This window comes from Chitinophaga sp. 9-1-y, from assembly GCF_059511905.2.
In genome coordinates this window covers 780,108-795,402 of the sequence record NZ_CM197955.1, presented here as the reverse complement: position 1 = coordinate 795,402, position 15,295 = coordinate 780,108, and the positions used below count along the sequence as shown (strand labels likewise).

At 47.3% G+C, this 15,295-nt stretch carries 12 protein-coding genes; 8 read left to right on the top strand and 4 right to left on the bottom strand.

Annotation, left to right across the window (positions count from 1 at the left end; all coding sequences use genetic code 11):
• Nucleotides 1–2: 2 nt before the first annotated feature.
• From AC5ZC7_RS03185 to AC5ZC7_RS03150, 8 genes are all read left to right on the top strand, one after another.
• The gene (locus AC5ZC7_RS03185; RefSeq protein WP_496163088.1) at nt 3–359 is read left to right on the top strand and encodes a T9SS type A sorting domain-containing protein; all 357 of its coding nucleotides are present in this window, start codon (nt 3–5) and stop codon (nt 357–359) included.
• 27 nt (nt 360–386) lie between these two features.
• Nucleotides 387–4,496, top strand: coding sequence for a PKD domain-containing protein (locus AC5ZC7_RS03180; RefSeq protein ID WP_496163087.1), 4,110 nt, complete (start codon nt 387–389; stop codon nt 4,494–4,496).
• Between the two features lie 31 nt (nt 4,497–4,527).
• Entirely contained in the window at nt 4,528–5,532 is a 1,005-nt protein-coding gene (locus AC5ZC7_RS03175; protein WP_496163085.1) for a PorP/SprF family type IX secretion system membrane protein, read from the top strand.
• 25 nt (nt 5,533–5,557) lie between these two features.
• Nucleotides 5,558–7,555, top strand: a complete 1,998-nt coding sequence (locus AC5ZC7_RS03170; RefSeq protein ID WP_496163084.1) for an OmpA family protein — start codon at nt 5,558–5,560, stop codon at nt 7,553–7,555.
• 33 nt (nt 7,556–7,588) lie between these two features.
• Nucleotides 7,589–8,620 carry a PorP/SprF family type IX secretion system membrane protein gene (locus AC5ZC7_RS03165; protein WP_496163083.1) on the top strand — a complete coding sequence of 344 codons (1,032 nt, stop codon included), beginning with the start codon at nt 7,589–7,591 and terminating at the stop codon, nt 8,618–8,620.
• Between the two features lie 53 nt (nt 8,621–8,673).
• The gene (locus AC5ZC7_RS03160; RefSeq protein WP_496163082.1) at nt 8,674–9,264 is read left to right on the top strand and encodes a hypothetical protein; all 591 of its coding nucleotides are present in this window, start codon (nt 8,674–8,676) and stop codon (nt 9,262–9,264) included.
• 91 nt (nt 9,265–9,355) lie between these two features.
• A complete protein-coding gene (locus tag AC5ZC7_RS03155) occupies nt 9,356–9,940 on the top strand; it encodes a sigma-70 family RNA polymerase sigma factor (RefSeq protein ID WP_496163081.1) in 585 nt (194 codons plus the stop codon).
• Between the two features lie 196 nt (nt 9,941–10,136).
• Entirely contained in the window at nt 10,137–12,890 is a 2,754-nt protein-coding gene (locus AC5ZC7_RS03150; RefSeq protein WP_496163080.1) for a glycoside hydrolase family 38 N-terminal domain-containing protein, read from the top strand.
• Between the two features lie 38 nt (nt 12,891–12,928).
• Here the strand turns inward: AC5ZC7_RS03150 and AC5ZC7_RS03145 are convergent, their stop codons facing one another.
• Genes AC5ZC7_RS03145 through AC5ZC7_RS03130 form a run of 4 tightly spaced genes read right to left on the bottom strand, consistent with a single transcriptional unit; the run spans nt 12,929 to nt 15,168 of the window.
• Nucleotides 12,929–13,324, bottom strand: coding sequence for a hypothetical protein (locus tag AC5ZC7_RS03145; RefSeq protein WP_496163079.1), 396 nt, complete (start codon nt 13,322–13,324; stop codon nt 12,929–12,931).
• Nucleotides 13,308–14,057: a methyltransferase gene (locus tag AC5ZC7_RS03140; protein ID WP_496163077.1), complete on the bottom strand. Its 750-nt coding sequence runs from the start codon at nt 14,055–14,057 to the stop codon at nt 13,308–13,310. The genes AC5ZC7_RS03145 and AC5ZC7_RS03140 overlap by 17 nt, the downstream gene beginning before the upstream one ends.
• Complete coding sequence (locus AC5ZC7_RS03135; protein ID WP_496163076.1) at nt 14,045–14,785, bottom strand: DUF2071 domain-containing protein; 741 nt, start codon at nt 14,783–14,785, stop codon at nt 14,045–14,047. Before AC5ZC7_RS03135 ends, AC5ZC7_RS03140 begins: the two co-directional genes overlap by 13 nt.
• Nucleotides 14,785–15,168, bottom strand: coding sequence for a DoxX-like family protein (locus tag AC5ZC7_RS03130; protein ID WP_496163075.1), 384 nt, complete (start codon nt 15,166–15,168; stop codon nt 14,785–14,787). The genes AC5ZC7_RS03135 and AC5ZC7_RS03130 overlap by 1 nt, the downstream gene beginning before the upstream one ends.
• Nucleotides 15,169–15,295 lie beyond the last annotated feature (127 nt).

The following is a 15,295-nucleotide window of genomic DNA, read 5'->3' as shown; positions in this document are numbered from 1 at the left end:
GTATGAAAAAAATGAGCATAGCAAAACTGTTACTGTTTGCCACCGGATATATGATGTTGCATTGGCCTTGTGCCAATGCAACCATCCCGGTCTTCCGGCAGGGAATAGACACCATCGCCACGAACAACCGGTCGGTACTGGTGTATCCTAACCCGGTGATGGCAGCTCTGAATATACGGTCGCGCAAACCCGTTCAGCAACTGATACTCTACGCCATGGATGGGAGAACCATTAAAAAAGTCACCACCACCGGCAAACAGAACCAGCTATATGTGCAGGATATAAAGAGCGGAGCCTATATGCTGAATACCATTTTTGAAGATGGTACCAGGACGTCGAAGATGATCATCAAACAGTAATCATTTCAATATGAAAAATTGAAGCAGATGTCAACCAAGCTAATATATTACAGAGCACATTTGATTGCCATATCCCTGATCCTGTTTCAGTTCGTAGCCAATGTTGCATACGCCCAGAATCTTTCCAACAAAGGGAAAGACTTCTGGGTGGGCTACGGACACCATCAGTTCATGGAAATGGGTCAAAGCAATAGCCAGGAAATGATCCTGTATCTCAGTGCTGAACAGCCGGCTACGGTCACCGTTAGCATCACCGGTACTTCCTGGACGCGTACTTATAACATCCCGGCTAATACTGTGATTGCATCGGACCTGATTCCCAAATCAGGCGCTATTGATGCCAGGCTTTATTCCCTTCCCCCCTCTTTTGGCGGTACCGGTGGGGAAGGTATTTTTAACGGTAAGTCAATTCACATACAAAGCAATGTGCCCATCGTGGCCTATGCGCATATCTATGGCAGCGCCTCTTCCGGTGCCACCATGCTTATGCCGGAAGAAACCTGGGGCTACTCCTATATTTCGGTTAACAGTATGCAGAACTATGCAGATGACTGTTTTTCCTGGATGTTTGTGATTGCCAACCAGAATAATACCGTAGTAGAAATTACCCCTTCGGTACTTACGCGTAATGGTCGCCCGGCGGGCGTACCTTTTACGGTGACCCTGAACCGCGGCGATATTTACCAACTGGTAGGCGCCTCACTTGGCGGCGGTGTGGGCCGGCAGTTAACCGGCACCACTATTAAATCTATCGGCAACCCTATGGGGCAATGTTACCCCGTAGCCGTGTTCTCCGGTAGCAGTCGTACTGCGATCACCTGTAACAACAGTGGCAGCAGCGGCGATAACAATATCCAGCAGATCTTTCCTTTCCAGGCATGGGGTAAACGTTACCTGACAGCGCCTACTTCGGAAGACGATATCCCTTCTACCCTGCAGTATAATATTTATAAAGTAGCGGTAAAAGATCCTACTACTATCGTAAAAAGAAATGGCGTTACGCTCACGGGGCTGATTTCCAATTCTTACTACGAGTTTGTCAGCAATACGGCCGATTATATTGAGTCCAACAAACCCGTACTGGTAGCACAGTTTATGTCGTCTGCCGGCGCCTGCGGCAACAACAACGGACTTGGCGATCCGGAGATGGTATACTTAAGCCCGGTGGAACAAGCTATTAAAAGGATAGGTTTTTACCGAAACGACCGGGAGTTTATAGAGACCAACTATCTCACCATGATCATTCCAACGGCTGGTCTTACCTCTCTGCGTATAGATGGTAGTCCTTTATATGACTTCGCTTATCCTCACCCTAACCTGAACGGTTATACGGTGGTGATAAAGCGATGGCCCGCTGCTCCCGCGCAGTGTATTGTAAGCAGCGACTCCGCATTTACTGCCGTTACCTATGGTTTGGGAAGCGTGGAAAGCTATGGCTATAACGCCGGTACATTGATCAACAACCTCAACGCGGTAGGATCCATCCATAACAGTTATGATACCTCTAAAACATCTAATGACTTTACTTGTACCAATACACCGGTAGAGCTGTCTATTTTAATGGCTTACAAGCCCACCAAAATGGTGTGGAAGCTCAGCTCCCTCGGCACTGTCATTACACCTAATGCAGATGTAACGGTGAATACACCGGTAAGCACCGGCACAGTGGTGATCAATGGCATCACTTACTATAAATATTCTTTGCCTGGTACTTACCAGTTCAGCACCATCGGGGAATATGATATCCCTGTGATGTCAACACATCCCAGCATAGAAAACTGTACCAACACGGAAAAAGTAGGCTTTACCATATCGGTAAAAGGTAAACCCCGTGCGGTAATGACTTATGCGCATACCGGGTGTACGCTCGATACTGTATATTTTAAGGGAGATACCAGCCTGAAAACTCCGCTGATTGACCGCTGGAACTGGGAATTTCCGGGGGCGGTAAAAGACAGCGGCATAAAGGTTGGCAAGGTATTCCCGGTAGGCACTGTCGCGGTTAAGCTGACCGTTATATCAAGGGATGGTTGTGTGGGAGACACCGCCTTCCAGGTGGCCACCGTAGCCAAGCCCGTGGCAACATTCACTACAGATGCTGCTGCGCTCTGCGAAGCGGGCGTGTTGAAAATTACCGACAACTCCACCTATGGCGGCACCGCTCCACTGAAATCGTGGTACTGGAATTTTGGTAACGACTCCGTATTAACCGCCACTACCGGCGCCGCACAAACGATTACCTACAAAGATCATAATACCTATACCATAAAGCATGTGGTAAAAGTAAGTGAACTGTGTGTGAGCGATACCGTGTCCAAAACTGTAACAGTATACGCCAAACCCACGCCGCTGTTCAGCTATCCCGGCGATTGTTTGCCGGTAGGAGGTTTGGTACAGTTTACCAGCGGTGCTACGGTCCCCGATGCGCAAACACTGACAGCACATGCCTGGAATTTCGGCGATGCCAATGCAACGGGTACCAATCCGAATACCTCTGTACTGAAAGATCCCACGCACGCCTATACGAAGTTTGGCACTTATGCTATTAAATACAGTGTTACTACCGATAAAGGCTGTACGAAAGATACTACGGTAACGGCTACCTTTAAATTAAAACCACAGCTCGCGTATGCTGCGCTGACTGGTGTTTGCGTGAATACGCCAGGTACCGTAGCCATTGGTAAAGCAAGCATTCAGAACGGCGTAACCGGAAAGGGCTACTACCGCGGACCGGCCACTGATTCAAGTGGTAACTTTACGCCTGCTACCGCCGGTGCGGGCACGCATACTATCTGGTATATTTTCAACACCGATAGTGGCTGTGCTGATTCCATCTCCACCACCATGGTAGTATATCCTAAACCTACAGCGGCCTTTACCGCCCCCGCGGATCTGTGCCTGGGTCAAAACACCACCTTCACAGACCAGTCTACTATTTCCACCGGCAGCATTAGCAACTGGAAATGGGACCTGGCAGACGGCACACAGAAAAACAACACCAACAACAATCCGTTTACCATCACTTACCAGAAAGACAGCAACTACCTTGTGAAACTGGTGACGGTGAGTGATCATAACTGTATCAGTGATACGGCTAAAGTTGCGGTGCTTGTACATCCTTTACCGGTAGCAGATTTCAGCTTACCTGCCAAAGTATGTATGCCGGATGGCAACGCTGCTTTTGTCAATCTTACTACAATAAAAGATAAAACAAGCCTCGCCTACCAATGGAATTTTGGTGACGGCGGCGCCGGTGCTGCCACGAAAGATCCCACCTGGCAGTACAAAGCCTTCGGACCGTTTGATGTGAAACTGGTAGCCACCAGCGCTTATGGTTGTAAAGATTCAGCTACCAAAACGTTAAGCGCCTTCTTCGGACAGCCAACTGCTTCCTTTAAAGTAACACCAGATACCCTTTGCCAGGGTACAGACAATGTATTCACGGATCAGAGCACGGATGCCACCGGCACTATCAACAAGTGGCAGTGGAGCTTTGGCGATGGCACTGTTTCTACCGATCAAAACCCGGTGAAAAAATATACAGCACCCGGTGAATACGATGTACAGTTACAGGTGTCCAACCAGTCGGGTTGTGGCTCCTCTGCGTATAGCAGCAAAGTGATCGTTTACCTGCAACCGGTGATTGATGCGGGGCCTTCCTTTGTAGTACCACAGGGTACTATCATCAGCTTCAAACCGGTAGCCAACGATTCCGTAAACCTGCAATTCGCCTGGGATCCGGCAGCCGACTTCCCGAATCCAACGCTGCTGTCGCCCGTAATACCTGCGATGCACGACGCTACTTATACGCTGACAGCTATCGGCAAACACGGTTGTATGGCACGCGACGGTATGACGGTGAAAGTGCTGAAACCCGTTGCACCTCCAACAGCTTTCTCTCCTAATGGCGATAATATCAACGATACCTGGATCATCACCAACCTGGCTGATTATGCAACATGTACCGTGGAAATATTCAACCGGTATGGAGAAAGAATATACCGTTCTACCGGTTACAACGTACCGTGGGACGGCCGGTTTAAGGGTAATGTGCTCCCGATGGCCACTTACTATTATGTAATCAGGCTCCGGGCAGGTATTGCACCTATAACAGGTTATGTAACAATTATCAGGTAAAGTAAATCATTCACATAAAATCATACTGTAAATGAGAACGATCATTGCAACCCTAGTCCTCCTTGTTGTGGCCACATGCACCGGTACCCGGCTGATGGCGCAAACAGATCCTCACTTTTCGCAATACTACGTGTACCCGTCGTGGTTAAACCCTGCATTAACCGGTGTATTTGATGGCGACTACCGGGTAGCGGCCATTTACCGCACCCAGTGGGGTAATATCAGTCCGTTTAAGACCTATGGCGTGAGCGGGGAAATACCCACCAACCGTAACATCAACATCGGGGCCAGTGTATTAAATCAAACTGCCGGTGATGGCGGATACAACTATACTACGGCTTATGTAAGCGCGGCCTATACCGGTGTAAAACTGGATGCTTCGCATTATCATCAGTTAAATTTCGGATTGCAGTTGGGTTTTATACAGCGCAGATTTGATCCCTCCAAGCTGACATACGGAGAGCAGTGGAACCCGGTAACCGGCTATAATCCAGGCAACCCGGTGTCTGATGCGCTGACGCGTACTTCAGCCGGGTCCTTTGATGCAGGTGCCGGCGCATTATATTATGACGCTACTCCAGGGAAAAAATTCAATATCTATGGTGGCTTCTCTGTCATGCATCTCACAAAACCACAGGATCAGTTCAGTGCAAAAGGCGATGCCCGCTTCCCGATGCGTTTTAACGTACACGGCGGCGTAAAACTAACGTTATCGGATATACTGAGTATTACGCCCAATTTCCTCTTTATGCAACAGGGACCTGCGCAGGAAAAAATGATCGGTGCTTATGGGCAGCTGAATGCAGCTCCCGGAACCGATTTCCTGCTGGGCCTGAACTACCGCTATAAAGATGCCATTACCACACATGCGGGTTTTATTTATAAAAATATGATGCTGGGCGCCAGTTATGATATCAATACTTCTGATCTCAGCAAGATGGCGCATGGCTCCAACAGCTTTGAAATATCGCTGACGTTCATCGGCCGCAGATCGGTAAGAACACCTGATGTGGAATTTGTTTGTCCAAGATTGTAATCAACTTTTAAAGCAACAGTATCTCATGAAAAAAATATTCTTCACATCAGCAATGTTATTATCGGCGATGGTATCGTACGCGCAGTTCACGTATAACTACCTCAAAGCAGCGGATCAATACTACAGCAAAGCCGACTACAATTCAGCGGCTACTTACTATGAGAAGTATCTCGGCTCCCGTAACAAAACCGTGAAACCGGATACCTATAAGCCTTATGCCGCGGTATCTGTTACCAAAAATAAAACAGTAAAAGTAAGCAGCGAGCAACAGGCCGTTTATAAGCTGGCTGAGAGTTACCGCAACCTGCATAATTATGGTAAAGCCGCACCGCATTATGAATCTGTGATGGAACTGGGTCAAAGCAGTTTCCCGCTGGCTGCCTATTACTATGCAGTTTCCCTGCGGGCGCTGGCTAAATATGAAGAAGCAGCCCAGGCATTCCGCAACTTTCTGAACGGTTATAGCGCCAATGATAAATTCACCGAAGCGGCAAAAAGGGAATTGCAAAACCTGGAGTTTATCACTGCCCAGTTAAATAAAAAAGATCTGTCGGAGTACAAAGTAACAAAAGCGCCGGCGTCTTTAAACACCACCGGCGCCAGTTACGCCCCCCTGTGGAGTAGTGGCAGCAACCTGATCTTTACTTCTACCCGGCCCGATAGTTCTTTCCAGAAAAACCACACCTATATCAACCGGTTGTATACGGGGGATTATGAGGCGGGGCAGGTATCCAACATCCGCCTGTTGCGGCTGGATCAGCCGGAGGGACTACACCAGGGTGCGGCCTGTTTATCGCCCGACGGGCAACTGTTATTCCTCACCCGCTGGCATATTGATCATGGCAAAAAAATATCGTCCATCTTCATTGCCCGCAAAAATGGAGACCACTGGAGTGACCCGGTACCCATGGATGCCATGGTAAATACCGCAGGTAATAATACCCAGCACCCCTATCTTCTGGGAGATGGTAAAACATTGTTGTATGCCAGCGACAGGGCCGATGGATACGGCGGTTTCGATCTGTGGTATGCCACCCTCGATGAAAGCGGCAAGCCGCTGCAAACAGCCAACCTGGGGGAAGTGATCAATACTGCCGGCAATGAACAGGCCCCATTTTACCATGCAGCTACCGGCACCCTGATCTTTTCAGCAGACAACCGGATTGGTATGGGTGGCTATGATTTCTTTTCTTCCAAAGGAAATATCGGTAGCTGGAAAGTACCGGTGAACATGGGTTATCCGGTGAACTCGGTAAAAGATGATATCTATTTCGCCAGCAGGAGCAACAATAAAAATCTACTGGATGAAGTATTGCTGGGCACCGATCGCGCTGCCGAATGTTGCCTGGAATTATTTTTTGTGCATAAAAACCGGCCGTTAAAACAACTCAGCGGCGTGGTAGTGTCCTGCGACCATCAAACGCCATTGGCCGGTGCCACCGTCAATATTATAGACACCGTTAACAATAAAGTGGTGTTTACCCAACAAACCGGTGCAGATGGTGGATACGCTTTTACCATCCCGGAATTTCTGCCGCTTAAAGCAGCAGCTAACGCCGACGGTTATACGACCAACTCACAACAGATAACCCTGCCGGTCAATGAAGATACTACCGCGATGACGGTGCCGGTATTATGCCTTGTAAAGCTCGTTACACCGGAAGCACCGGTGGTACTGGAAAATGTGTACTACGATTTCAGCAAAGCCTCTTTACAGGAAGCCTCTTATGCTTCGCTGGATAAACTCGTGGAGCTTCTCCATGCTAACCCGGGCATGTATATAGAACTAAGTGCGCATACCGACAGCAAAGGCTCCGCTACATTGAACCAGCGCTTGTCGGAAGCCCGTGCAAAGAGTTGTGTGGATTACCTGGTTAGTAAAGGCATCGACCGGAACAGGCTCACTTACGTAGGTTATGGCGCTACACAACCCGTAGCCCCCAACACACTGGAAGACGGCAGCGATAACCCGGAAGGAAGACAAAAGAACAGGAGAACTGCTTTTACCATTATTAAAAAGTAACAGCCCGGCTGTTTCACCCAAAATCACTGATCCATGAAAAACATTGTGTTCACAGGTTGGTTACTGCTGCTGCTGCATTTCGCGCAGGCGCAGCAACAGCCACATTATACGCAGTACATCATGAATCCATTTATTATCAATCCCGCTTTGGCTGGTATTGAAAATTACTGGGACCTGCGTTTAAGTCACCGGCATCAGTGGGTAGGTATGAAAGGTTCACCGGTAACTACCTACCTCACCCTACAGGGGCCTTTGCGTAAATCGGATTACAGTACTGCTTCTCCTACCGGCTTCAATCCTGAAGGCAATAATCCACGTGGGAAGGCTTACTGGCAGGATTACACCACACCACCTCCGCATCCTGGTGTAGGGCTCACCGTTCTCAACGACAGGACCGGGCCCCTGAATCGTTTTTCTGTTACAGGCGCCTATGCGCATCATATCAACCTTTCTCCGAGAACCAGCGTGAGCGCCGGTATCGGGATAGGGATGCAACAGGTAAGTCTCGACGCCAGCAAGGTGCAGTTCTTTGATCCATCCGATCCTGTGCTGGGCAGCAGTTCCGGCGTGTTGAATAAATGGAAACCTGAAGTAAACGCCGGGCTTTGGCTTTACTCTGCCGATTATTTCGCTGGCTTGTCTGTACAGAATATTATCCCGCAGCAAATTGGTTTTGACAACGGAAAGGTAGTGGGCGATTCTGTTTACAGCGGCAAACTGGTACCACATTTATTTTTTACCACCGGCTATCGTTTATGGATAAACGACGACCTCAATGTGATGCCATCTGTTATGCTGAAAATGATTACCGCCATGCCGCTGAGCATAGATATCAACGCCAGGTTTATGTACCGCGACCTGCTCTGGCTGGGTGCTTCCTACCGGTTACACGATGGCGTGGCGGCTATGTTTGGCGTGAACATCAGCTCCCAGTTTAACATAGGCTACTCTTACGACTATACGGCGTCTTCGCTGAATACCGTTACGAAAGGCTCACACGAAATCATGATCGGCTTCCTGTTGGGTAATAAGTATGGCGACACCTGCCCGCGGAACGTATGGTAGCACCCTTATTTTTTCATTCTTTTCATTCATAAATAAAAAAAACAATTGTCATTATGAAACAGGTTACGCGCTTTATGCCCTATGCATTGATCACTGCTGTTGTATTATTTTTTGCGGCCTGCTCCAAAGACGGAGCACAGGGCCCCGCCGGTCCGGCTGGCCCTCCCGGACCCTCTGGTATCCCCGGCTCCACTGGCCCCAAAGGTGATTCAGGTGTACCGGGCAGCGCCAACGTTATTTACTCTGCCTGGCAGGATGTAAAGTTTGCACCGGTAGATACTATCCGTAACCAGGATGGCAGTATTAATACCATCCTGTTCGGATACTCACTCACTGCCGCCAAGCTCAACGCAGCAATGCTGGCAAATGCTTCTATCAATGTATATATTAACCTGGGTACAGCAGCGACTCCATTCGTACAGCCTTTACCGTATGTAGATGAATATGGTTATCTCGTGCGATTTGTAGCATCCGCCGGAAAAATTGACCTGATTGCCAACGCACCTATCAGTACCACTGCTACGGATAAACGCTACCAGTACCGGTATGTGATCATTCCCGGTGGCGTAAACGCCAGAACAGCGGCGGGCATCGACTGGAATGACTACAACCAGGTGAAAAAATATTTAAATCTTAAGGACTAGGTTGGCTAATACAACCACCAGTATATACAGGGCTGCCTTATTCAAGGCGGCCCCTTCCCAAAATCTATTGACAACATTATACGAAACCAGCATGAACCCATATAGTAACCTTACAGACCAGGAGTTAATCCGCCTGTATACTGCAGGAAATAACCCGGCATTTACCACATTGGTACACCGCCATAAAAACAAGATCTTTACCACTATTGTATTATTGGTCAGAGACCGCAACCTGGCAGAAGATATTTTCCAGGAAGTATTTATAAAAATTGTAAACGCGCTGCAATCCGGTCAGTATGTGGATAACAGCCGTTTCTCCGCCTGGGCAGTAAGGATTGCGCACAATGCCTGTATCAGTCATTTCAGGAAAGCACATACCTGGCCACAGGTAGTGGTTAGCTACAATGACGGCCTGGGCGATAGCATGGAGCTATCAGAGCATAGCCAGGAACACCACATGATCAAAGCAGAGATCGCCGAAGAAATCAACGTGATGCTGGATCGCCTGCCCCGCTTACAACGCGAAGCACTAATACTACGGTACTATGCCGGCCTGAGTTATAAAGAAATGGCACAAACTATTGGCATCAGCATCAATACCGCTTTGGGCAGGGTGCGTTATGCAATAGGAAACTTAAGAAAACAGATGGGCGTAGAAAGCCTGGTATCCATATAATTAAAAGGACCTCATCCCCCGCTTCTTCTTCGCCTGCATTATTTGCGCCAGGGAATTGATAACCTGTGCTTTACCGGCCGGCATCAATTCCTTTAAGCCTGTTTCCATACCCTTATTATATTATAAAATCACTAAAAAAGTTGTAACTATGTACGTATGTTTATACATTTAAGGATTAATACTTTTCTGCCACGTTATGAAAGCAACCAGATTTAGTTCGTTTATTTATTTGTCGGATCATCCAACAGCATCCTGCGGTACAGCAGCGCGTTACATCTTGAACAGCTGTAAAATGCTGATGCTGGTAATGATACTATCAGTATCCTCCGCCATGGCGCAACAGCCCAAAACCGCTATTAACCCACGGGTAACGGATGTATGGGTGGTATTTAAAACGCACTTTGACCTTGGCTTTACGGATTTACCGGAAAACGTATTCAAACGTTACCGGGGTGAAATGATGGATAATGCCTTAGCGGTAATTGAGAAAAGCGCCACGCTTCCTCCCGAAAAACGTTTTGCGTGGACCGTTTCCGGCTGGCCATTACAAGCCCAGATACTGGGTCCCCTGCAAACACCAGAACAAAGAATAAGAATAGAAAAGGCGATTAAAACGGGCGCCCTGGTAGTGCATGCTCTTCCCTTTACCACGCATACAGAATCCCTGGATTATGAAGACCTGGTACGGGGACTGGGCTATTCTTCTGCGGTTACCCGCAAATATGGACTGCCTATGACCATCAGTGCAAAGATGACGGATGTACCGGATCATTCCTGGATAATGCCCACCTTACTTCATCATGCAGGCATTCAATTCCTGCAGTTAGGCTGTAATCCTGCCAGTCAATATCCCCGGTTTCCGGAATTATTCTGGTGGGAAGGACCAGACGGCTCAAAAGTACTGTGTAACTATACGGCCGTTTATGGTTCCGACATCCGGCCTACGCAAAACTGGCCTTGTAAAAACTACCTGGCCATGCAAATGACCGGAGATAACCATGGCCCGCCTTCTGTTGCAGAAATAGATCAGCTCCTGGCTTATGCCGCGAAAGAAATGCCGGGCGTTAAAATCCATTTTGGTACGCTGGATGATTTTACCCGGGCTGTTTTGGCGGAGCATCCCAACCTCCCAACAGTGAAAGGTGATTGCCCGGATACCTGGATTCATGGCATCCAGTCAAATCCACAGGAAACCAAAATAGCAAGAAATATCCGTCCATTGGAATCTGCGCTGGATGCGCTGAACACGCAAATGAATGCCTGGGGCATCCCTACTCCATCTGTTTCTGAAAAGCTGGCTAAGGCCTACGAACAAAGTCTCCTGTACGGAGAGCATACCTGGGGCATGAATGCCGAATATGGCCCCCGTTACAGCTACGGCGACGATTGGAAGAAATGGATGGCTGAAGCAGCCGCGGAGCCTATTCCTGAAAATGGTAATTATGCAGCGCTTAAAAACAGCGATGCGCATCATACGGCTACCGGCAGCAAAAAGAAATGGCTTTATTCTTATGAGGTAAAGCGTCAATATATCCGCAATACCCGCGACATCGTTGACCCGGCGCTACATCAGCGCCTGGATCTGCTGGCGGCTGGCATCAACAAAAATGGGCAACGGGTGGTGATCTACAACCCACTTCCCTGGAAAAGATCCGGCATGATTGAAAATCCGTGGATAAAAGGCGCCTATTGCTACATAAAGGATATCCCTGCATCTGGTTATGTGGCCTATTCTTCTGCTGAACTTTCCCGGGAAACAATTACCAACAGTGAGCAAACCACCTTTAGTACGCCATACTATACGGTGGCCTTTGATTTAAAGAGAGGTGGTATTTCCTCCCTGGTAGAAAAATCTACCGGTCGCCAATTAGTAGATACAACAGCAGCGTATGCAATGGGGCAGTTCTTACACGAACGTTTCAGCACCCATGAAGTTGACAAATGGTTCAATGCCTATAGCCGGATAAAAGATGGCTGGGGGTTAAATGACCTTGGAAAACCGGGCATGCAGGATGCCACGAAAGCGCCTTATGTGGCCTATACACCTACGGCATGGAAAATAGCGGTGGCACACAGCGGCACCGCTGATATTGTTACCTTAACCGCCCTGGAAACAGCGGGCTACGCGAAAGATTATGTGCTCACCTTTACCTTCCCTGCCAATGCACCTTATGTGGATGTGGCGTGGACAGTGAACAATAAAACGCCGGATAAACAACCTGAAGGAGGATGGCTATGCTTTCCTTTCAACGTGAAAGATCCTTCCTTTACTATTGGCCGTTTAGGCGCGCCTATCAACCCGGCCACGGATATTGTACCGGGTTGCAACCGCTACCTGATGGCATTAAATTCCGGCGTGGCGGTGACGCAGCCGGACAAATCCGGTATGGCATTGTCCTCTGCGGATGCGCCATTAATCAGCCCGGGGCAACCAGGCCTATGGAAATATGATATGGATTATATCCCTACATCACCCGCTATATTTGTTAACCTTTATAATAACATGTGGAATACCAATTTCCCATTATGGCAGGATGGATCGTGGAGCGAAAGTGTTCGTGTTTGGCCGGTTGATAAAGGTACGCCTACTATCCCCAACCTGGTGCAGCATTCGTGGGAAACCCGTGTGCCACTCTTAACAGGAGTAGCAGCAGGTAAACCGGGTAAATTGCCGGCAAAACAGGAAGGTATCACCGTTTCCAGAACAGGTGTATTAATAACAGCCTTCGGCGAAAACCCGGATGGTAAAGGAACCATTTTACGCTTATGGGAACAGGCTGGTGTTTCAGGCAACTGCCAGGTAACCTTCCATCACCAACCCATCATTAAAGCGGTGATACCTATTGACCTGCGCGGAAATAAAACAGGGGCAGCGATTGCAGTAAAGAATGGCGTATTTAATTTCCATCTTTCTAAATATTCTCCGGCCTCCTTCCTGCTTATTAACTAAAATCGGATGACGCTACATGACTAGTCATGTAGCGTCACTTAGCGTAGATACACCATCAGAAAAACGATACTCACATAGCTCCAAAGCAGGGTCGCTATTATATGTACATATGTTTCAAAACGTTTCCCTTTCCATAACTTCGGTGAGTACACGAAAAACTGGAAGAGTAACCGGATCACCCAAAAGATAAAACATCCCAACGCCAACAGGTGCCCCAGCCGCGTTTGCAGGAGATCTGCTGCTGCATAGATACAGCAAATACCCATCAGCAAAATAATCAATCCAATAAAAAAAGTATGCACGTACATGATTTGCCGGCTCAAAAGACTCACCGCTGCAAACTCTTTCTTCCAATTAAAATAAGTGGGAAAGAAACAATGCAACAACGATAATAAGATGAGCAGATAACCTACGATATTAAGATGCAGTTCCATTTTTTCCGAGAATAAAAGCTGACAGGAAAGGAGTAATTTTGGTTTCTTTTTCTATATTAAGCTGCGCTGCTGCAAAGGTTCGTCTCCATGTTTTTGCAGAAAAAAAATGCAGGCATCCAATATTATACGCCACAAAGTTGGGTACATCTCTCAGATGCTCCAATACAATTATTTTTCCATCCGGCTGCAGACTATGCTGCAATTGCAGAAAAAAATGTTTTCTTTCTTCCTCATTCCTGATTTCATGGGCGGCGAACAATAAAAAGATAACCGCTACAGATGCAGGCTGCAAGGGAATTTCCGCGGTATTAACAGACATCGTTCCAGGATAAGGGGCATATGCCTTCCTTGCGCGTTCAATAGATATTTCTGTATGCTTTGCCGGATCGTAAAAGTCGAAAACAAGTAATTCGGCCGCCGGATATTTACTCCGTAGGGAAACACTTGTTTCATCAAATCCTGCATGAATATTCACCATCTGCTGCCCGGGGGGAACGGTCCCCGCATCCAGCCAGGATAACTGGTATAAGTTAGTCCCGTCGTAGATATACCAGGAGACGATGAGTGACAATACTATACTGAGAACCATAAGCGCTAACAGCGGCGGCACAAAAATCAGTTGTCTTAATAAAAGTCCTCCCAATAATAGGAATGCCGACAAAACATAAAAATGCCAGTTAAACCGGATAATATTTCTCAGACCCTGAAAGGGTGTTCGTGTCAGGCTGTCCATATATCTACCTTTCCTTTTTTCCAGTAATACGGGATCTGTTGAATCAGAAATGCGTTTGCCAGTATAGTATTTTCAAATGCGGGAGTTTTCAAAAAATCGATTTCTGCTTTGATCACTTCTACTGGTCTGGGTGTCCAGTTTTCCCGCACGCCTTCAATGATCAGTACTTCATTGGAAGCATCATTACAGGTAAACGTAAATGGCAGTGGGCCTGCAAATCGCCTGGCTTCCTTCCAGTTAGCAAAAGGAGACATAGCAGGTAATGCTGCGTTGGCATTTTCAATATCCACCAGGATATCCACACCTGATTTTGCAGACTTCACCTGGATACTATTGGGTCTGTTGCTCACTTCAATATCTGTACTGGTGTAATTATAGTGGGTAAACAAGTTCCCTAAAAAAGCCATCTTTTTCCTATCTGTTTCAGATTTCAGGATATACAATCCGCGTAATCTTTTCCCCTGGCTGGTTGTATAACGTACAAAAACCCGGTAGCCTGCCAATACAAAGTCATTCCCCATAAAAGCAGGAAAGCCTCTGGGTCTTAGTTGCCGGGTTTGCACCACTGCAATGGCTATAAAGGCCCACTTGTCCTGGAAAAGATCGAGTTCCAGTTTGGCCGGTACCAAAGGCCGTATCATTTCTGCCGGAATAGCATAAGTGAGTACCAACGAACTGTCGAAAAACGCGGAAACGGCAAAGGGATGATTTTTTAAAAAGGCTAACATCAGTAACTGGGTTTTAATAAATGAGGTCGTAACTGAAACCAGTAAATAAATAGTATAAACAATGCTGCTACAAAAATATTCAATCTTCCAAATAATAACAAATCAGGTGCTAAAGTAAACTCAATGATGTTCATCACCGCCACCAGCGTTATTTGTGCGATGGCGCACCACGCTGGCTTTATACGCGATAATATCCACACAGCCATGCATACTTCGAGTATGCCAATCACGGTAGTTAACAGCGGGGCGTAATTGGCGCCCAGTATCCTGGCTACTATCCACTGATGCCGGGGTACGAGGTGACATACTTTACAAAATAAACCATTTACTATCCATACGGTAGCGAGGAGGTAAAGCACATATTTATAATAACCTTTTAGCATGATAATTATTTAGATGGAAAGTAAAAGAAGATGTTACTAAATATAATGCTTACTACTTATAGTTCATAGCCATCTTTCCCTCTCCGGATATAAAAAAGTCTTCTCATTCATATAACGAGAAGACTTT